We start from the raw sequence: 18,841 nt of genomic DNA, 5'->3' as shown, positions 1-18,841 counted from the left end.
GGACATGCACAAGCAAGGCATTAGTCATTTCAAATACTTCGTCGGCATTCAGTCGCTGGCGGATATCGCGACGCGCGAAGACCGCGTCTGCGTGCTCAATATTCTCGGTGGCGAATCATCGGACGTGACGCCGGTGAGCCACGCTTTCTCGCGCGGAAATGTCGTCTTCGGTACGGCGCCCGGCAAAGGCGGACAAGTGCTCGCGACGCCCGCGGGCGACATTCCGGTCTTCAACAACGTGCGAGAAGGGCTGGAAGCCGGACATCGCTTCAACTGCGGTGTGGTCTATCTGCCGCCTTCGGCCGCGCGCGACGGCGTGGCCGAACTGATTCGCGTGAATCCCGATCTGCGCAAGATCTTCATCATCACGGAGAAGATCGCCGTGCACGATGCCCGTGAGATCCGCGCGATGGGGCAGCAGGCGGGCATCGACATCTTCGGCGCAAATGGGTTGGGCGTGGCGGACTCCTGGCAACGCGTGCGCATCGGCGGCGCGCTCGGTGGCGACGATCCTGGCGCGACCTTGCGCCAGGGATCCATCGCGATCTTCTCGAATTCCGGCGGCTTCAGCACCACGATTGCGCAGTACCTGCGCATGAGCGGCTGGGGCACCTCGACGGTCATCTCCAGCGGCAAGGACGTCTACATCCACTATGCCGCGCCCGAATTCGCCTTCGCGCTTGCAAACGACGCCCGCAGCAAGGCTGCCGTGTTGTACTGCGAGCCCGGCGGTTACTACGAAGCCGACGCGAACTTCACGAAACCCGTGGTCGCGTGCGTGGTGGGCCGCTGGAAAAGCCGTCTGACGCGCGCGGTGGGACATGCTGGCGCGATGGCGGGCGGCGCCGACGATGCGCTCGCGAAGGAACGCTGGTTCAAGGAGAAATTCGGCGTCGAACGGCTTTTCACGCCCGACGATCCATGCTGCTCGGCGAAGGGCGCGGTGGTGACGAACATCGCGCATATTCCCGCCGCGCTCACGGCGGTGATGCGGGCGAACGCCACATTGCCCGACTTCGAGCCCGAAGGCAGTCTCGCGCTCAAGCCGTGGTTCGGCTCCGATCAGGGGCTCGAATTGCCCGACGATCTCGCGCTCGCGGTCGTGAAAGCCGTCGCGCCGTATGACGAACAGGTCGCGCGCGTGAACGACCAGATCGGCGCTATTGCTCCGCGCCAGCCATTGAAGGATGCCTCGGGCGCCTCGCAGATGGATGCGAAGACTCAGGTGAGCAGCCTGCACGGCGTATCGATGCTCGAAGCGGCGAAGCATTCCTTCGAAGCGAACGTCTGCCTCGCGCTGTTGCACGAGTTCGGCGGCGCGAACGACGAAAAACTGATGAACGTCGCGGTCGGCGCAGCGGTGAACCTGTACGGCACGCCTGAACTGTCGGCCGCGCAGGCGGCGCGGGAGGCCGGCAATGCGCCCAACGCGGTGCTCGCCGCCGCCGCCGCGATCGTCGGGCCGAATCGCCAGCGAGCGGCGCGCGAGGCGGCCAGGCTGATGATCGACCGCTTCGCCGCGGCAAAGCTCGTCGACGCGTTCGACGACGACTTCGACATCGACGCGATCGACACCGAAGGCAGCGCGACGCTGTTCTCCGACGAGCCCGATCCGAAGGCCGAAGCCATGCTCGCCGGCCTCGCCGCCCGTGGCGTGAGTTCCGTGTTCGTGCGATGGCTTGCCGGCGGCCCGGGCCATCCGCGCGCGGACGCCGTGCTCGCGGCCATCACGACGACACTCGCCTGGGGCCCGCTCATGCGCAAGCGCATCTCGCGTCTGACGGCGGAGAGCCTGCCATGGTGGACGACGCTTTTCGGCACGCTGATCGGCGCGTCGGCGGACGCGTCGCGCCATCGTCCGGACAGCTTCTGCGACCTCTCCACCGAGACGCTGCTCGGCGAGCGCTCGCTGACGGAAATTGCGTTTGCGGCGTTGCTCGGCCTCGAACCGTCCGCCGACGACCTGTTCGCCTTCAGGACGCTGACCGGATTGCTGCTCACGAACGGACCGGGCGCGATCTCGGCGCAAGGCGCGAAGGGCGCGGTATCCGCCGATGGCCCCGAATCGCCCGAACGCGTGCAATTGAACAAGGCGCTGACCGGTTTTCTGACGCACACCGGCTATACGCACGGCGGCAACGGCTACGAGGGCATCGCCTTTCTCACCGATGCGTTTCGCGACAGCGCCCTGGACGATCCCGCGGACCCGCATCACCGCGTCGATCTCGAAGCGCTCGCGCGCCGCTCCGTCGAGCATTACGCGCGATACAAGGCGAGCCAGAAGCAGGCCGGCAGCCTCGACATCGCCAAGCTGCCGGGCGTCAATCACCCGGTTTTCAAGGACAAGCCGGTGAATCACGATCCGCGCGAGGTGTTCATCGCGGAACTGTACGAGGCGCGAGGCGAGTACAACGCGTTTCATGCGTACTACCGCGCGCTGGTGCAGGCCTTGTTCGACGCGGGCGTCTCGCGCAATGTCTACTGCGTGAATGTCGATGCCGTGATCGCCGCGCTGCTGCTGAAAATGCTGTGGCAGCCGCTCAAGCGCGGCGCGTTCAGCGAGGCGGATCTCGAAACCGCCGCGTTCACGATTTTTCTGTATCCGCGCATGCTCGGTTGCGCCGCGGAAATCGACGATCACCTGAACCGCGGCCGCAACATGGACACGCGCACGCCCGCTTCACAGTGCCGTTTCGTGGCCTGAGCGCTGACATCCGGGAGGTCGGCCGAGCCGACCGTTTCCGGCGATTGATAACCGCAGAACATCAATCGTTGAAAAGATTGCACATATCGTTTTGATGGCGGCAGGCCATCATCCCCGAAATACAAGAGCGGACAGACCGCACATTTCGGGACTTCAGGAGACACATCGATGCATCCCTCACCTTCGACCCTTTCGCCGGGACATTCAAAGGCTGCGGCGGTTTTCCGCGTAACGGCCGGCAATTTCCTCGAGCAGTTCGACTTCTTTCTGTTCGGCTTCTACGCGACGCAAATCGCCGGCGTGTTCTTTCCGGCATCGAGTGAATTCGCTTCGCTGATGATGACGTTCGCCGTCTTCGGCGCCGGCTTTCTGATGCGTCCGCTGGGCGCGATCGTGCTCGGCGCTTACATCGACGATGTCGGCCGCCGCAAGGGCCTGATCGTCACGCTTTCCATCATGGCGAGCGGCACCATCCTGATCGCATTCGTGCCGGGCTATGCGACGATCGGTCTTCTGGCGCCCGCGCTCGTGCTCGTCGGACGTTTGCTGCAGGGGTTCTCCGCAGGCGCCGAACTGGGCGGCGTGTCGGTCTATCTCGCCGAGATGGCCACGCCTGGCCGCAAGGGCTTCTTCACGAGCTGGCAGTCGGCGAGCCAGCAGGTCGCGATCGTCGTTGCCGCGGCGCTTGGCTTCTTGCTCAACCAGTCGCTCGACACCGCAGCTATCGCGAGCTGGGGATGGCGCGTGCCGTTCTTCGTCGGCTGCATGATCGTGCCGTTCATCTTCATGCTGCGTCGCAACCTGGAAGAAACGCAGGAGTTCAAGGCACGCCAGCATCGCCCGAGCATGAAGGAAGTGTTCCGAACGCTGGCGCAGAACTGGGCCGCCGTGATCGCAGGCATGATGCTGGTGGCGATGACGACCTCGAGCTTCTATCTCATCACGGTGTATGCGCCGACGTTCGGCAAGACCGTCCTGCATCTGAGCACCGCGGACAGTCTGCTCGTGACCTTGTGCGTAGCCGTGTCGAACTTCGTGTGGCTGCCGATCGGCGGGGCGCTTTCGGACAAGATCGGCCGCAGGCCGCTGCTCGTCGGCATGACGCTGCTCGCTATCGCGACCGCATACCCCGCATTGTCGATACTCGCCCACGCGCCGAGCTTCATCAACATGCTGCTCGTGCTGCTTTGGCTCTCATTCATGTACGGCATGTATAACGGCGCGATGGTCGTCGCGCTGACCGAGGTGATGCCGGTGGAGGTGCGCGTGGCGGGCTTCTCGCTTGCTTATAGCCTGGCGACGGCGGTGTTCGGCGGCTTCACGCCCGCGATTTCGACGGCGCTCATTCACATGACCGGCGACAAGGCGGCACCCGGATACTGGATGAGCTTCGCCGCCGGCTGCGCGCTTCTGGCGACGTTCGCGCTCTATCGCCGGCGCGCAGCAAGGCTGACTCCGGCGCACTGATGCGACGCTCGTCGCGACGAGCGTCTATCGAACCCTACACGACTTCGATCATGAAGAATTTGCTTTCGAAACTCTACGCGGCGGCGCTCATCGCCGCCTCGGCGGCTGCGTCCAGCGTACAGGCCGCCGACCTGCACGTCATGAGCTCGGGTGGCTTCACCGCGGCATACAAGGTGCTCGGCCCCAGGTTCGCGTCCGAGACGGGCAACACGCTCGACACCGCGCTCGGTCCGTCGATGGGCAAATCGCCCGAAGCCATTCCCAACCGCCTCGAACGTGGCGAGCCGGCCGACGCCGTCATCATGGTCGGTTATGCGCTCGACGAGTTGATCAAGCAGGGCAAGGTCGTGCCCGGTTCGCGCGTGGAACTGGCGGACTCGCGCATCGGCATGGTCGTGCGCGACGGCGCGGCGAAGCCCGACATCAGCTCGGCGGAAGGTCTCCGGCAGACTCTGCTGCATGCGAAGTCGATCGCCTACTCCGACAGCGCGAGCGGTGTGTATATCGAGCGGGAACTGTTCACGAAGCTCGGCATCGAGGATCAGGTCAAGCCCAAGGCGAAGATGATTCCGCGCATACCGGTGGCTTCGGTCGTCGCGAACGGCGACTACGAGATTGGCTTTCAACAGGTGAGCGAGTTGCTGCCGGTCAAGGGCGCGACGTTCGTCGGAAAGATTCCGGAGTCTTTGCAGTCTGTCACGCGTTTTGCCGCCGGCATTCCGGTGAGCGCGCAGCATCCGAAGGAAGCGAAGGCGCTCCTCGACTATCTCGCATCGCCCGGCGTGCAGGCCGATGTGAAATCGACCGGGCTCGACAGCGTCGCCGCGCATTGATCTAGCCTGCGCGGTCAACTACCCGAGGTACTGCTCGCGTGGTCCTCTGCGCCGTCGGCGTCTACCGGTGCCGGCGCGCGCAGCATCTGCGCAAGACGCGCGCGATCGCAGGCGCCATCCCACATCGAAACGAAGATCACCGCGCACGCGTTGCTGACCACGCTCGTGAGCGCGCGCGCTTCGGACATGAAGCGGTCGATGCCCACCAGCAGCGCCACGCCCGCCAACGGGAGATCCGGCACCACGGCCAGCGTCGCGACGAGCGCCACCAGGCCGCTTCCGGCCACGCCCGCCGCTCCTTTGGACGTGAGCAGCATGACCGCGAGCATCATCGCGATCTGCGACGCCGAGAGCGACACGTCGCACGCCTGCGCGATGAAGATCGATGCCAGCGTCAGATAGATCGCGGTGCCGTCGAGATTGAACGAATAGCCCGCGGGCAGCACGAGTCCGACGACGCCCTTGTCGCAGCCGAGCATCTCCAGCTTCGTGAGCAGGCGCGGCAACACCGGTTCCGTCGACGAAGTCGCCAGAACGATGAGCAACTCCTCGCGCAGATAACGCAAGAGCCGCCACAGCGCGAAGCCGTGCAAGCGCGCGAGCGGAGCGAGGACGAGCGCGACGAACAGCACGCACGCCACGTAGAACGACACCATCAACATGCCGAGGGAGCCGACCGAATGAATCCCGAAGCGACCCACCGTGAAAGCCATCGCGCCGAATGCGCCGAGCGGCGCGAGCCGCATGATCATCGCGAGGATGCGAAACAGCGCCTGGGCGAAGCCCTCGATGAGCGCGAGCACGGGCCGGCCGGCAGCCGGATGCAGATTCAGCGCGAAGCCGAATAGCAGCGAAAGCAGCAGCACCGGCAGCACCTCGCCCTTTTCGAAGGCGCCAAGCATCGTATCGGGGATAACGTTCAGTGCGAAGGCGACGAAGCCATCCGGATGCGCCTGCTTCACATACTGCGCGAGAATCGTCGTATCGAGACTTCGCGCGTCGATATGCATGCCCGCGCCGGGCCGCATCAGAAAGGCCGTGAAGAGTCCCAGCGCGAGGGCCACCGCAGTCAGAAAATAGAAGAGTCCCAGCGCCCGGAAGATCACACGACCGATTGCCTTGCCGCTCGCGACAGAGGTGATCCCGGAGACGATCGTGCAGAAGACGATCGGCGTAATCATCATCCTGACGAGGGCCACGAAACCGTCGCTGACAGGCTTGAGATGTGAGCCGGCTTGCGGCCAGAAGTGCCCGAGCGCCATGCCGAGCACCATGCCCAGCACGACCTGCACATAGAGCAGACGGAGCGTTCTCGCCACCCTCACGACGCGGGCTTCCTGCTTGGGCGCGCTTTGCGGGCTACGTCGTCGGTTGATGTGCCGCTACTCCTGGCATCGCCTCTCATATCCAGAATCGTTTGATGAAACTCCTGCGCGGCTGGCGTGAGCGTGCGTCCGCGGCGCCTCACGATCCCTACTCGTCGCTTCACGACAGGGTCCACCAGCGGCACACTCGTGAGGATGTGATGATTGCGTCCCGGCATGGCCATCGACGGTACGGCGGCCACGCCGAGACCCGCTTCCACCAGACCCAGCATGGTCGTGACATGACGCGTTTCGCATACGCTGGGCGCGCGCGGCGACACGGCCGAAAGCGCCTGATCGAGCAACAGACGATTGCCCGACGTCTTGTCCACGGAAACGTAGTCGTGCTCGTAGAGCTCGTTCCAGGTCACGCGTTTCTTGCGCGCGAGCGGGTGGTCACGACGGCAAGCCGCGACGAACTGCTCCTGCAACAGCACTTTGAAGTCGATCTCGGACTCCTGGCTTCCCATGAAGCTGACGCCGAAATCAGCCTCGCCGCTGAGAACGGCGGAGAGCACCTCGTTCGCGCTCGCATCGAACAATTTCACCCTGATGCGCGGAAAACGGCGATGGAAGCTCGCAACCGCGCTTGGCAGGAAGTAGTAGGCCACGGATGGCACGCAGGCAATGGTGACATGACCCAATCGGCTCGACGAGACATCGCGGATGCCGAGCAGGGCGACATCGAGATCGTCCAGCAACTGCTCCGCGCTCGGCGCAAATGCCCGGCCGACAGTCGTGAGCGTCACGCTGCGCGTGGTGCGTTCGAAGAGACGCACGCCGAGCGCTTCCTCCAGCTTGTCGATCCGGCGGCTCAGCGCTGGCTGGGAGATGTTCACCGCCTCGGCTGCCTTTCGAAAGCTGCCCAGTTCCACCACGGCTCTGAATGCCTGCAAGTCGTTGAGGTCGAAGTTGACGCCCACGGGCCATTCTCCGCGTTCTTAGATGCCGATATTGTGCATGACGCAGCGGGCGCGTCTATTCCTGCGGCGGGAGACGTGATGTGGATCGGAAGGGGCGAGGGTGGGGGATACTTCCTGAGGGTTCTCGGGCTCGCGTCGTTAAGCGCACGAGGGCGAGGCGATCGACGGCATTTTGGTGCTTTCGTTCGCCTCTGTAACGGCCGCTTACCGCGACGATGGTTCACTCAAGCTTTAGCCCTGTGCGGTCCAAAGGTCATCGACAGCGCGAATCGCGAGCAAGTATCCGTTCGCGCCCGCCCCGCAGATCACCGCGGTCGCGGCCACCGAGATGGTCGAGTGACGGTATTCCTCGGAGCGCCGGTGAATGTTCGTGATATGCACTTCCACCACCGGCTGGCGGATCAGCTTGACTGCGTCGAGCACCGGAATCCGCCCGAACGAGAAGCCGGCCGGGTTGATGACGAGCGCGGCGTCCTGCAAGAATGCTTCCTGAATCCAGTCGATCAGTTGGCTCTCGCTGTTGGTCTGACGGAACACGCAATCGAACTTGAGATCCTCGGCAAGCGCGAGACAATTCCGTTCGATGTCCTTCAGCGTCGTATGGCCGTAAAGGTGCGGTTCCCGCAGCCCCAGCATGTTCAGGTTGGAGCCGTTCAGGATATAGAGTTTGCGAGTCATGGTTTCAATGGGTGGCGCTGCGTTCGAGGGCCGTGTCTTTGGTTTCCCGCGACGTGGCGATCATGAGGAAAGAGAGCAAGTTCAGCGAGCCACAGACAGCGACGATGGCCCACGGCGAACCGTGAAAGGCATTGAGCAGGGCCACCGCGACGATCGGCATGGGCCCGCCGGTGAGCAGATTGGCGCCCGAGTACGACAGCGCGGACCCCGTGTAACGCGCTTCGGTCGGGAAAGATTCGGCGAACCATACCGGCTGGATGCCGCTCTGGAACTGCGTGAAGCCGAGAAATGCGCCCATCACGGCCATCGTCATGGCGACCGAATGCTGGTTGAGGATCGGAAAGTAAATCAGACAGCAGACGAGCGTGCAGAACGAGCCGATCATCAGCGCGCGCTTACGCCCGATCCGGTCGCTCAGATAGCCGCCCGCGAGCGCACCCACGATGGCGCAGACATTGGCCACCATCAGCAGCATGAAGCCGGTCTGCTTGGGCACGCCGAGGTTCTTCGTGAGATAGCTCAGCGAGAAGACCACGATCAGATAGAACAGCGCCGCCGGGCCGCAGAAGAACAGTGTCAGACGCAGTGCGGTCCGCCAGTGAAACCTGAAGACGATGCCGAGCGGATTGGCGGCGCGCGCGCCTTCGCCTTTCTTCTTCAGCGCCTCGAAGGCCGGCGTCTCGCTGACCTTCATGCGGATATAGATGCCGAGCAGCACGAGCACGAAACTCGCAAGGAACGGGATACGCCATCCGAACGATTCGAAGTCATCGGCCGAAAGCAGGGCGGACAGCGCGAAGAGCGAGAAATTCGCCAGAATCTGGCTGAGCGGCGAGCAGATGCCGAGCAGGCCGGAATACCATCCGCGTTTCGTCGCGGCCGCGTGTTCGACCGCCATCAGTTGCGCGCCGGTCGATTCTCCACCGAGCGCGAACCCCTGAATGATGCGCAGCGAAACCAGCAGGGTCGGCGCAAGAATGCCGACCTGCTGATAAGTGGGCAGCAGGCCCATCATGAACGAGGACGCGCCCATTACCGAAACCGTGACGAGCATGAGGTTGCGCCGTCCCCAGCGGTCGCCGAGCATGCCGCAGATCACCGCGCCCAGCGGACGCGCGGCGAGCCCCGCCCAGAAGCTGGCGAGCGACGCGAGCAGCGACGCAGTCGGGTCGAGCGATGGAAAGAACAGCTTCGGAAAGATCGTGGCTGCGACCACGCCGTAAAGCGCGAAATCGAACCACTCCAGCGCCGTGCCGACGGTCGCGCCCGCCACTGCGCGACGCGCCATCAAATGGGCCTGCGCGGATCGTTCGCCCGCGGCCATGTTCGGGTCAGCGGTAACTGACATGAATGTCTCCTGGATCTCGGATGTTGGCGTTCGTTTCTCGGACGAACAAGTGGTATTGTTGGCTCCGCCAACGCCACATGTTCCGGACCGGAACTGCGTTTCATATCGCGAAAGCTCGACGAACCATGTCGCTGAAGAACGGCCTGAGAATTCTGGATTTCCTGGCGTCGCAAGGCGAAGGCACGGGACTGCTGGAGATCGCCGATGCGTTAGGCATGCCGCGGAGTTCATGTCATCGCGTGCTCGCCGAACTGGTCGAGAGCGGCTATGTGCGTCAGTTCGCCGACAACAGCCGCTATATCCTCACGATGCGCATGACGTCGAACGGCCTCGAGTTTCTGAGCCTGACCGGCATCGCGGACATCGCGCAGCCGATCATCGAACGTGTCGCGGCGCAGACCGGCGAACTGGCGCGGCTGTCGCTGGTAGATGGCGACGCCATCATCTGGGTCGGCAAGGCGGACGGACAGCGCACAGGCTTTCGCTATGATCCCGACATGGGTCAGGCCGCGCGGCTTTCATGCACGTCGACGGGTCACGCGTGGCTCATGACGATGTCGGATGAACAAGCGGCCGCGCTCGTCTTGAAGCAGGGCTTCGGTCAGCCGAAGGAATTCGGCCCTAACGCGCCGACGACGCTGAAGGCATTGTTCGGTTTCCTGCACGCCGCGCGCGTGCGCGGCTACGCAATGATCGACGAGGTGTTTGCGCCCAGAATGTCGGCGGTCGCGGCACCGGTGGTCAGCGGCTCGCGCTGCGTCGGCGTCATTAGCCTGGCGGGTCCGCGCAAGCGGCTGACCGCAGAGAAGATCCACGAGTACTCGGAACTGCTGCGCGAGGCCGCCAACGAGCTCGCTCAGCTCAGCAACATGGCCGGGTTTCCGAGCCGGCCACCTCTGGGCAAGGGATGAGAAAGCGGAGCCGAGGTTCATCGACGGCCGACACCGTGCGCGACATCGTCGCGTGAGCGACAGCGCCACTCCACTAGCGGCCTTTGCATGCCTGACTGCGTGACCGGGGCAATGAGTCGCCCGACGGACGGCATGCGGCGGCGCCCCATAAACCGGCCATTCCATCGCCTGGTTGCCTCTGAAAAGGGCCGCAGCTTAACGAGGCGCGCCTACGCCAGCCCACAACGCGTACCACCGCAACACGACATCGCTCGATGTTCGTGATCGTTGGTCGCTCCAAGCGGCCGCAGCTTCCTTTGAACGGGCGTCGGCTGACGGCCACATTTCGTCGAATACTTCGCTGGCTGCCAGTCGTTGCGCGATCTTCATAACGGCGTTATGATTTTTTCGAAAGCCACGGCGCGGTCGTTAATGCGCGGAGCGGTTCACGAATCAGCATGGATGTCGTGCCTCTGATGGCATGCGTGCATCCGAGAGGCGGGCAATGAAAGCGGAACCAACCAAGCAAGCTCCGGCACAGCCGGCTCCCAAGGCGTTGCGGCGATACTTGTCGCTCGATGACTTCGAGATCGCCGCGCGGCGGCATCTTCCGCGACCCATATTCGGGTACATCTCGGGTGCGGCCGAGCGCAACGCATCGCTGGACGACAACGAACGGGCGTATTCGGAATATCGCTTCGTGACGCGCGTGCTTCGAGACGTATCCCGGCGCACGCAAGCCACGACACTGCTCGGCAAGACGTACCGCGCTCCGTTCGGCATCGCGCCGATGGGCATATCGGCGTTGTCCGCTTACCGTGGCGACCTCGTGCAAGCACGAGCCGCTCGCGAAGCCGGCATCCCGATGATCATGAGCGGCTCGTCGCTCATTCCTCTTGAGACAGTGGCCAAGGAAGCGTCCGGCACATGGTTCCAGGCCTATCTTCCGGGCGAACCCGAGAAGATTCGCGCGCTGATCGAACGTGTCCAACGCGCCGGCTACGACACGCTCGTTCTGACAGTGGACACGGCCGTGCTCGCCAATCGCGAGAACAATATCCGCACGGGCTTTTCGACACCGCTCAAGCCAAGCATGCGGCTCGCGTGGGACGGCGTCACGCGCCCTCGATGGCTCTTGGGCACCGCGCTCAGAACGCTCGTCAACCACGGCATGCCGCACTTCGAGAACTCGTATGCGACGAGAGGCGCGCCCATCTTCTCGGGCCGCGTGGTGCGCGATTTCGGCGCGAAGGACCATCTGAACTGGAGGCATGTGCGTCAGATCCGGGCGCAATGGATGGGAAAACTCGTGATCAAGGGCATCATGGCAACCGACGACGCGATCGCCGCGCGAGATCATGGCGCCGATGGAATCATCATCTCGAACCACGGCGGGCGACAGCTGGACGGCACCGCCGCGCCGCTTCGTGTGCTGCCTGGAATCGCGAATGCAGTCGGTCATGACATCGCGGTGATGATCGATGGAGGCATCCGGCGGGGTACCGATGTTCTGAAGGCGCTCGCGCTCGGCGCGGATTTCGTCTTCGTCGGCCGGCCGTTCAACTATGCCGCCTCGGTGGCCGGCAAGGCGGGCGTCGCGCACGCAATCGCAATCCTGCAAGCAGAGGTGCAACGCAATCTCGGCTTGCTCGGCGTCGTCAGCATCGACGAATTGACGCCGGACGTCCTGATCAGGTTGCCGGAAGGCGTGGCTGCAAGCCAAAGGTACGGGCAATGAAATCGCACAATAAGGATGACGAACAAATAGACCGGTCAGTGGCCGCTGTCGACAGGACGCTTTCCTTGCTCGAAGCGTTTCTGGGCGAGCCTGGCGGCCGGTCGCTGTCGGATCTGGAACAGCAAACGGGGCTCTTCAAGAGCGTCATTCTCCGGTACATGCTTTCGCTCGAAGCACGGGGCTTCGTGCACAAGGAGCAAAACGGCATGTACCGGTTGGGCTACAAGGCCGCTCAGCTCGGCCGTGCATTCGAAAGCGGCGTGGGGCTCGTGACGACATTGCAGCCGGTCGTCGAGCGGCTCAGCGAGAAGACCGGCGCGAGCGCGTCAGTTTATGTGCGGGACGGCGACGCGCGCCTTTGTCTGCTGCGGGCGGAACCCGAGCGCGATGTTCGCGTGGCGATCCGCGCCGGCACGCGGCGTCCAATGGACAAGTCGGCGTCGAGTCTCGCATTCAAACGCTTCGAGCGCAAAACCGTGCAGGCATTCGCGAGCGCGGGCGTGGCGGGCATCGTTTCGTCGGCGGGCGTCGGTGACCCGCTGCTCGCGTCGATGGCCGCGCCGCTTTTCGGTGTGTCGGATGCGTTCGTCGGCGTGCTGACGCTTTCAGGCGTGATCGGCCACTTCGATGTGGACGATGCGCGTATCCGCTCGCAACTCTTCGACGAAGCGCTCGCTGCCAGCGCATTGCTTGGCGCTGCGCCGTGAATCCGCGCCACGAATCTGCCGCGTCGGCCGCTGCGAGATCTCAAGCCTGACGGCGCTCGCCAGTGCCGTACATGCGCTCGCAAAACGCCATGCTTGCCCCGAGTCGTCGTGAAAGATCGGACGCCGCCTGAAGTTGCGGCGCAATCAGCTCGCCGGTTCCGCGCGCCTCGTTCAAGCGCGAGGCCGGGCCGGATAGCGTCAACGCGGCCATGAATTCGGCATCGGGTCCGAAGACCGGCGTGGCGAATGCCGCCGTATGTACGTCCCGCGCCCCCGAGGTGAAAAGCGGAAGCTGCGGTGGCTCCGAAAAGATCGGTTCGCGCAGTCCCCAGTAGCGGATCACCTGGCCGATCGCGGTGTCGTCGAGCGGAAGCGATGTTCCCGCGAGCCGGGTCTCGCGCAGACCCTCGGACGGCTCCGCCCGGAACAGGCATAGACGCTGGTTTTTCTCGAGCACGTAATACGAGGCGCTTTCCTTCGTTTGCGCCGCGAGCGCGAAGAGTATGGGCTCCACCACTGACGACAGGTGAAACGACTGCTCATACAGCTTGCCCAGATACAGCACGCGCGCGCCCAGTCCGTACATGCCGTCGTCGGAACGCACGACGTAACCCATGCGTTCGAGCGAGTTCATTAGCCGATAAACCGTCGTTTTGTGCATGCCCGACGCGCTTGCAAGCGCAGCAAGCGAGAGTTTCTCCTTGCCGAGCCTGAAGCAATCGAGCAGGCCGAGCGCTCGTTCGACCGCGACCACACCGTCGTTTCCCATCTCGTCCCCTTGACGTTCATCCTTTCGATGCATTGTACACAGTAAAACGATGGATTGCACTGTAAAAGGGTTAACGCTACTGGCTCGCACATCGAGCGCGCGTTAAAGTGGTTTCACTTGGTACACCACTGTTGCACACAGTACAACTCTCACCTGAGGTTAGTCCATGAGCACCGACACGAATCAATCGATCATCCGCGACATCGAGCGCGTTTCACCTGAACTCGTACAAGCCGCGGCGAAGTTTCAGGCCGCCATCCTCGCCGACGTCGCAGGTCGGCGCGGCACCGTGCACGGTCGCGTGAAGCCGCTGTCGCCGAAGATGAAAGTCGCGGGACCGGCGATCACCGTCGAGGTGCGACAAGGCGACAATCTGGCGATCCACGCCGCTCTGGCGGTCGCGAAGCCGGGCGATGTGATCGTCGTGGACGGAAAGGGCGACGTGAGCTGCGCGCTGCTCGGCGAGATCATGGCGACGCAGGCGAAGGTCAGCGGCATCGCGGGTATCGTCATCGACGCAGCGGTGCGCGACGCGCACGAACTCGCGAGCGGCGACTATCCGATCTTCTCCGCCGGCCTGAATCCGTGCGGCCCGACCAAGAGCGTGGCCGGTCTCGTCAACCATCCGATTTCCGCTGGCGGCACGGCGGTCAATCCCGGCGATCTCGTGGTCGGCGATGCCGATGGCGTCGTCGTGATTCCGCGCGCCGATGTCGCGCGCATCGTCGAACTCGCGCAGAAGAAGCTGGATATGGAAACGGCGCGTATCGCGGCGATCCACAAGGGCGATGTGCGTCCTGGCTGGCTCGACAAGGAACTGCGCGCGGCGGGCATGCTGGCCGAAGGCGAGGTTCTGTAATGAACACGACTGCTCAGGAGCCCGTCGTCCTCGTCACGGCCGCCGATCTCGCGCCGCAAGCGCTCGACATGCTGCACGCGTTCAAGGTCGTGTTCGCCGGCAAGCAGCCGACTGAAGACGACATCGTCGCGCTGTGCGAGAAGACGAAGCCCGTCGCGATCATCGTCCGTTACGGCAAGATCAACGCGCGCATCATGGATGCAGCGGAAAACCTGCAAGTGATTTCGAAGCACGGCAGCGGTATCGACGTGATCGATCAGGAAGCCGCCGCCGCGCGCGGCATCGCGGTGCGCGCGGCGGTCGGCGCGAACGCGGCGGCGGTCGCCGAGCACGCGTGGGCGCTCATTCTTGCGTGCGCGAAGTCGGTGCCGCAGCTCGACGTTCGCATGCGCGCCGGTCACTGGGACAAGTCCACGCACAAGTCCTTCGAACTCGACGGCGGCACGCTCGGCGTGGTCGGGCTCGGTTCGATCGGCCGTCGCGTCGCGGCCATCGGCGTCGCGTTCGGCATGAAGGTGCTCGCCTTCGATCCGTTCGCGAAGGAAGCCCCGCACGGCGTGACGCTCGCGTCGATGGACGAGATCTACGCCGCGTCCGACGTGCTCTCGCTCAACTGTCCGCTGACGGACGAGAACCGCAACATGATCAATCGCGACACGCTCGCTCGCATGAAGCAGGGCGCGATTCTCGTGAATACGGCGCGCGGCGGGCTGATCGACGAAGCCGCGCTCGTCGAGGCGCTCGCGAGCGGCCGGTTGCGCTCGGCTGGCGTCGATAGCTTCGCGGTCGAGCCGATGACGCATCCGCACCCGTTCCAGTCCGTGCCGAATCTGATTTTGTCGCCGCACATCGGCGGCGTGAGCGAGGCGGCCTACGTGAACATGGGTAAGGGTGCTGCGGCCAACGTGCTCGCGGTCATCGAGGAAAACGCCCGCAAGGTGGCGTGACGTTCACAGGAGTTCTGAGCATGTTCTATCTCACGTCGCCCGAAGTGCGCGAAGCGCAGGTGTTCACGCGCATGCCGGAGAAGTACCGCAAGGCGGATGTGCAGACGGATTGGGCACGCGCCAATCGCGGCGGCATGACCACCGATTCGTTTCTCGAAGGTCCTGTCTGGGACCCGCGCGGCCACCTTTACGTGACCGACATTCCTTACGGCCGCATCTATCGCATATCGCTTTCGGGCGAGTGGGATCTCGTCGCGCAGTACGACGGCGAGCCCAACGGGATAAAGCTGTTCGACGACGCGCACCTTCTCATCACCGACTATCGCAACGGCCTGATGTTGCTCGACATCGAGCGCGGGGAAGTGAAGCCTTACCTCGAGCGCCGCAACTCCGAGCGCTTCAAGGGCGTGAACGACCTCACCTTCGATTCGCACGGCAACCTGTATTTCACGGATCAAGGCCAGTCCGGCTTGCACGATCCGACAGGCCGCGTGTATCGGCTGTCGCCGGACGGCAAGCTCGACATGCTGCTCGGCAATTGCCCGAGCCCGAACGGACTCGTGCTGTCGCCGGACGAGAAGGTTCTGTACGTCGGCATGACGCGCGGCAACTGCGTGTGGCGCGTGCCGTTGCAGGCGGACGGCTCGGTCAGCAAGGTCGGGCAGTTCTTCACGTCCTACGGCCCGAGCGGTCCCGACGGTCTCACGATCGACTCGGATGGCCGGTTGTTCATCGCGAATCCGGGGCTTGGCCGCGTGTGGGTGCTCAACCGCCGCGCCGAGCCGGTCGAGATTCTGACCGCGCAGGAAGGCGTGTCGCTCACGAACCTGTGTTTCGGCGGCGCGGACATGAAGACGCTTTTCATGACGGAGTCGACGAACGGTCTGGTGTTGAAGGCCGACATGAGCGTTTGCGGACCGCTTCCCAAGCAAGCAAAGAAATACTGAGGCTTTCTCGTCGACGGGCCATGCACGCCTGCGCGACGCGAAGTCGAGACATTGCGCCCAAGCCGCGCGATGGAGGAGCCACTCATGCAACTCTCGCAAACCATCGATGAAACCCGCGCCGCGCGTTCGAAGAACGCGGCGAGCGGCACCGTGCTCGCCAGCGAAGACTTCGCGGCCAGCGAACGCACGCTCGCGAAGGCGTTCCGGCGCATTCTTCCGTTCATCTTCCTCTGCTACGTCGTCAGCTATCTCGACCGAACGAATGTCGGCTTCGCCGCGCTGACGATGAACAAAGACCTCGGTCTCACAGGCGAGCAGTTCGGCCTGGCTGCCGGACTGTTCTCGATCGGCTACTTCCTGTTCGAGATTCCGAGCAACCTCATCATGCAGAAGGTCGGGGCGCGGGTCTGGATCGCGCGCATCATGATCACCTGGGGCGTGTGCTCGATGCTGACCGCGTTCGTCGTCGGGCCGAAGAGCTTCGCCGCCGCGCGGTTCCTGCTCGGCATCGCGGAAGCCGGATTCACACCCGGCATCTATCTCTATTTCACGCACTGGTTTCCCGGCAAATGGCGCGCCAAGGTGACGGCCGCGTTCCTCGTCGGCATTCCCGTCGCGAACATGATCGGCTCGCCGATCTCCGGCGCGCTGCTTCAGTTGGGCGGACTGCACGGCCTGAAAAGCTGGCAATGGCTGCTGCTGATCGAGGGTCTGCCCGCCGTGCTGCTCGGCGTTGCGTGTCTCTTCATCCTCGCGGATCGTCCCGACAAGGCTAGCTGGCTCAGCGACGAAGAGAAGGCCACGCTCGCCCGGCGCCTCGCGGCGGAGCAGAAGGATATCGGCAGCAAGCACGGCAGCACGTTGCGCGACGCCATGACCAACTGGCGCGTGTTCGTGCTCGCGTTCATCAACTTCTGCGGGATCGTCGGATCGGTGGGCGTCGGCTTGTGGATGCCGCAGATCATTAAGCAGTTCGGCGTCACGCATTCGGTCGTCGGCTGGCTGACGGCGCTTCCTTACCTGATCGGCGCGTTCGCGATGCTGTGGTGGGCGCGCGTGGCGAACAAGGCGCAAAAGCGCGTGCCGTACGTTGCCGGCGCTTTGCTGGTCGCCGCCGCAGCGCTCGCATGCAGCGCGCTGACCGACGTGCCGTTCTTGAAGCTCATCGCCCTGTGTTTCACCGTCAGCGGAATTCTCGCGTTCCAGGCGACGTACTGGGCGATTCCCTCCAGCTTTCTCACCGGCCGCGCCGCGGCGGGCGGACTCGCGCTCATCGTGTCCGTCGGCAATCTCGGCGGCTTCGCGGGACCGTCGATGATCGGCGCGCTCAAGCAGATGTCCGGCGGCTTCACGCTGCCGCTGCTCGCCGTGTCCGCCGTGCTGCTGATCGGCGCGCTGACGATCGCTTGGCTCGGCGATCCCGGCGCGAATGCCGGCGAAGCCAGCGCCGCGCGCAAGTCGTGAATCCCTGCGTCCACAAAATTCATAACCCTGTTTGGAGACGAAATGTCCGTGAAGAAGGCTCACAAGAAAGCCAACCTTAAAACCAGTCTGGCGCTTGGGACGGTCGCAGTCGCAAGCATCACCTTCGCGTCCGGTGCGGCGCGTGCGCAAAGCAGCGTGACGCTTTACGGCATCGCCGATGTCGGCGTCGAGTATCTCAACAACACCAGCGCCGGCGGATCTCAGGTGCGCGAGGTGTCGGGCAATCTGTCCGGCTCCCGCTGGGGCCTGAAGGGCGTCGAGGACCTGGGCGGCGGAATAAAGGCGATCTTCGACGTGGAGAACGGCTTCAATATCAACGACGGCACGACGGCTCAATCGACGCGCGGCCTCGGCGCGAATGCGGCGACCACCACGCGGCTCTTCGGCCGTCAGGCATGGGTCGGCCTCCTGTATAACGGCCAGCAGCTTACGCTCGGCCGCCAGAACGCGCTGATCTATGAACAGTCGGTGACGTTCGACCCGATGGGCGTCTCGTCCCGCTATTCGGCGCTGTCGCTCGACTATGCGCTCGCCGCTCGCATCGACAATTCGGTGAAGTACACCGGCAAGTTCGGTCCGCTGACGGCGCAGGCGATGTACAGCACGCGCTACGACACGGGCTACGGTTCCGAAGTGCCGGGCGCGCTCATCACCGGCCGGTTCTTCAGCGGCGCGTTGACCTATGCGAGCGGCCCGATCGCGGCGACCGCCGTCTACGAACAGCGCAACAGCAACACGCTGACCACGAACACGAGCACCGAGCGCCGCGCGCTCGCCGCCGCGACGTACAGCTTCGGTCCGGTGACGGCCTATGCCGGCTATCGCTATCTGCGGGCATCGAACACGTTCCTGCCGGCCAATCCGATTGCCATCGCCAACGGTTCGGCCGCCAATGCCGCCAACCTGTACTGGCTCGGCGCGCAATATCTGATCACGCCGTCGTTCCAGTTGACCGCGGTCGGCTACTACCACGACGTTCATTCGACCGGCGCCGATCCGTGGCTGGCCGTCATCAACGCCGACTACTTCCTGTCGAAGCGCACCGACCTCTACGCGACCGTCGGTTACGCGCACAACAAGGACAAGTCGGCGCTTGGCGTGAACGGCTACGGCACGGTCGCGCCCGGCTACAACCAGACTGGAGTCACAGTCGGCCTGCGCCAGAAGTTCTGACGAGGGAAC

16 protein-coding genes are annotated in these 18,841 nt (G+C 64.0%); 11 read left to right on the top strand and 5 right to left on the bottom strand.

From position 1 onward, the window contains the following. Window positions 1-4 precede the first annotated feature (4 nt). From HWX53_RS17625 to HWX53_RS17615, 3 genes are all read left to right on the top strand, one after another. Window positions 5-2,704, top strand: coding sequence for a CoA-binding protein (locus HWX53_RS17625; protein ID WP_175943168.1), 2,700 nt, complete (start codon window positions 5-7; stop codon window positions 2,702-2,704). Window positions 2,705-2,872: 168 nt separating this feature from the next. Then, window positions 2,873-4,171, top strand: coding sequence for an MFS transporter (locus tag HWX53_RS17620; protein ID WP_175943167.1), 1,299 nt, complete (start codon window positions 2,873-2,875; stop codon window positions 4,169-4,171). Window positions 4,172-4,221: 50 nt separating this feature from the next. Next, complete coding sequence (locus HWX53_RS17615) at window positions 4,222-5,004, top strand: substrate-binding domain-containing protein (protein WP_175943165.1); 783 nt, start codon at window positions 4,222-4,224, stop codon at window positions 5,002-5,004. A 14-nt stretch (window positions 5,005-5,018) separates the two neighbouring features. Here HWX53_RS17615 and dctA read toward each other — a convergent pair whose 3' ends face one another. The 4 genes from dctA to HWX53_RS17595 all read right to left on the bottom strand — a co-directional run bounded on the left by dctA (window position 5,019) and on the right by HWX53_RS17595 (window position 9,257). Continuing rightward, window positions 5,019-6,329, bottom strand: a complete 1,311-nt coding sequence (gene dctA / locus HWX53_RS17610) for a C4-dicarboxylate transporter DctA (RefSeq protein ID WP_175943163.1) — start codon at window positions 6,327-6,329, stop codon at window positions 5,019-5,021. Then, window positions 6,326-7,291: a LysR family transcriptional regulator gene (locus HWX53_RS17605; protein ID WP_175943161.1), complete on the bottom strand. Its 966-nt coding sequence runs from the start codon at window positions 7,289-7,291 to the stop codon at window positions 6,326-6,328. Before HWX53_RS17605 ends, dctA begins: the two co-directional genes overlap by 4 nt. A 231-nt stretch (window positions 7,292-7,522) precedes the next feature. Then, window positions 7,523-7,969, bottom strand: a complete 447-nt coding sequence (locus tag HWX53_RS17600) for a type II 3-dehydroquinate dehydratase (RefSeq protein WP_175943159.1) — start codon at window positions 7,967-7,969, stop codon at window positions 7,523-7,525. Between the two features lie 4 nt (window positions 7,970-7,973). After that, on the bottom strand, window positions 7,974-9,257 hold the full coding sequence (locus HWX53_RS17595) for an MFS transporter (RefSeq protein WP_175943976.1): 1,284 nt from the start codon (window positions 9,255-9,257) through the stop codon (window positions 7,974-7,976). 185 nt (window positions 9,258-9,442) lie between these two features. Between HWX53_RS17595 and HWX53_RS17590 the strand changes: the two genes are divergently transcribed. The 3 genes from HWX53_RS17590 (at window position 9,443) to HWX53_RS17580 (ending at window position 12,652) form a co-directional block, all read left to right on the top strand. Beyond that, complete coding sequence (locus HWX53_RS17590) at window positions 9,443-10,228, top strand: IclR family transcriptional regulator (protein WP_175943157.1); 786 nt, start codon at window positions 9,443-9,445, stop codon at window positions 10,226-10,228. 484 nt (window positions 10,229-10,712) lie between these two features. Further along, entirely contained in the window at window positions 10,713-11,945 is a 1,233-nt protein-coding gene (locus tag HWX53_RS17585; protein ID WP_175943155.1) for an alpha-hydroxy acid oxidase, read from the top strand. After that, window positions 11,942-12,652 (top strand): helix-turn-helix domain-containing protein, encoded by a 711-nt coding sequence (locus tag HWX53_RS17580; RefSeq protein WP_175943153.1) that lies wholly within the window; start codon window positions 11,942-11,944, stop codon window positions 12,650-12,652. Before HWX53_RS17585 ends, HWX53_RS17580 begins: the two co-directional genes overlap by 4 nt. Before the next feature lie 40 nt (window positions 12,653-12,692). Here HWX53_RS17580 and HWX53_RS17575 read toward each other — a convergent pair whose 3' ends face one another. After that, on the bottom strand, window positions 12,693-13,421 hold the full coding sequence (locus HWX53_RS17575) for a helix-turn-helix domain-containing protein (RefSeq protein ID WP_175943151.1): 729 nt from the start codon (window positions 13,419-13,421) through the stop codon (window positions 12,693-12,695). Between the two features lie 166 nt (window positions 13,422-13,587). Between HWX53_RS17575 and HWX53_RS17570 the strand changes: the two genes are divergently transcribed. From HWX53_RS17570 to HWX53_RS17550, 5 genes are all read left to right on the top strand, one after another. Beyond that, the gene (locus HWX53_RS17570) at window positions 13,588-14,280 is read left to right on the top strand and encodes an RraA family protein (protein ID WP_175943149.1); all 693 of its coding nucleotides are present in this window, start codon (window positions 13,588-13,590) and stop codon (window positions 14,278-14,280) included. Next, window positions 14,280-15,227 carry an NAD(P)-dependent oxidoreductase gene (locus HWX53_RS17565; protein ID WP_175943147.1) on the top strand — a complete coding sequence of 316 codons (948 nt, stop codon included), beginning with the start codon at window positions 14,280-14,282 and terminating at the stop codon, window positions 15,225-15,227. Before HWX53_RS17570 ends, HWX53_RS17565 begins: the two co-directional genes overlap by 1 nt. 20 nt (window positions 15,228-15,247) lie before the next feature. Continuing rightward, a complete protein-coding gene (locus tag HWX53_RS17560; RefSeq protein ID WP_175943145.1) occupies window positions 15,248-16,174 on the top strand; it encodes an SMP-30/gluconolactonase/LRE family protein in 927 nt (308 codons plus the stop codon). Window positions 16,175-16,258: 84 nt separating this feature from the next. Then, window positions 16,259-17,638, top strand: a complete 1,380-nt coding sequence (locus HWX53_RS17555) for an MFS transporter (RefSeq protein WP_175943143.1) — start codon at window positions 16,259-16,261, stop codon at window positions 17,636-17,638. A gap of 42 nt (window positions 17,639-17,680) precedes the next feature. Continuing rightward, window positions 17,681-18,832, top strand: a complete 1,152-nt coding sequence (locus tag HWX53_RS17550; protein WP_175943141.1) for a porin — start codon at window positions 17,681-17,683, stop codon at window positions 18,830-18,832. Window positions 18,833-18,841: the final 9 nt, after the last annotated feature.

The sequence above is a fragment of the Caballeronia sp. BCC1704 genome (assembly GCF_902833455.1).
In the GTDB taxonomy this organism is placed as follows: Bacteria; Pseudomonadota; Gammaproteobacteria; order Burkholderiales; family Burkholderiaceae; genus Caballeronia.
This window is presented reverse-complemented; position numbering and strand designations above follow the sequence as displayed.

Excerpts from the sequence above, each read along its gene's own strand:
- HWX53_RS17625 (WP_175943168.1), top strand. The coding sequence starts at position 5 with ATGCACAAGCAAGGCATTAGTCATTTCAAATACTTCGTCGGCATTCAG.
- HWX53_RS17620 (WP_175943167.1), top strand. The coding sequence starts at position 2,873 with ATGCATCCCTCACCTTCGACCCTTTCGCCGGGACATTCAAAGGCTGCG.
- HWX53_RS17615 (WP_175943165.1), top strand. The coding sequence starts at position 4,222 with ATGAAGAATTTGCTTTCGAAACTCTACGCGGCGGCGCTCATCGCCGCC.
- HWX53_RS17600 (WP_175943159.1), bottom strand. The coding sequence starts at position 7,969 with ATGACTCGCAAACTCTATATCCTGAACGGCTCCAACCTGAACATGCTG.
- HWX53_RS17595 (WP_175943976.1), bottom strand. The coding sequence starts at position 9,257 with ATGGCGCGTCGCGCAGTGGCGGGCGCGACCGTCGGCACGGCGCTGGAG.
- HWX53_RS17590 (WP_175943157.1), top strand. The coding sequence starts at position 9,443 with ATGTCGCTGAAGAACGGCCTGAGAATTCTGGATTTCCTGGCGTCGCAA.
- HWX53_RS17585 (WP_175943155.1), top strand. The coding sequence starts at position 10,713 with ATGAAAGCGGAACCAACCAAGCAAGCTCCGGCACAGCCGGCTCCCAAG.
- HWX53_RS17580 (WP_175943153.1), top strand. The coding sequence starts at position 11,942 with ATGAAATCGCACAATAAGGATGACGAACAAATAGACCGGTCAGTGGCC.
- HWX53_RS17575 (WP_175943151.1), bottom strand. The coding sequence starts at position 13,421 with ATGGGAAACGACGGTGTGGTCGCGGTCGAACGAGCGCTCGGCCTGCTC.
- HWX53_RS17570 (WP_175943149.1), top strand. The coding sequence starts at position 13,588 with ATGAGCACCGACACGAATCAATCGATCATCCGCGACATCGAGCGCGTT.
- HWX53_RS17565 (WP_175943147.1), top strand. The coding sequence starts at position 14,280 with ATGAACACGACTGCTCAGGAGCCCGTCGTCCTCGTCACGGCCGCCGAT.
- HWX53_RS17560 (WP_175943145.1), top strand. The coding sequence starts at position 15,248 with ATGTTCTATCTCACGTCGCCCGAAGTGCGCGAAGCGCAGGTGTTCACG.
- HWX53_RS17555 (WP_175943143.1), top strand. The coding sequence starts at position 16,259 with ATGCAACTCTCGCAAACCATCGATGAAACCCGCGCCGCGCGTTCGAAG.
- HWX53_RS17550 (WP_175943141.1), top strand. The coding sequence starts at position 17,681 with ATGTCCGTGAAGAAGGCTCACAAGAAAGCCAACCTTAAAACCAGTCTG.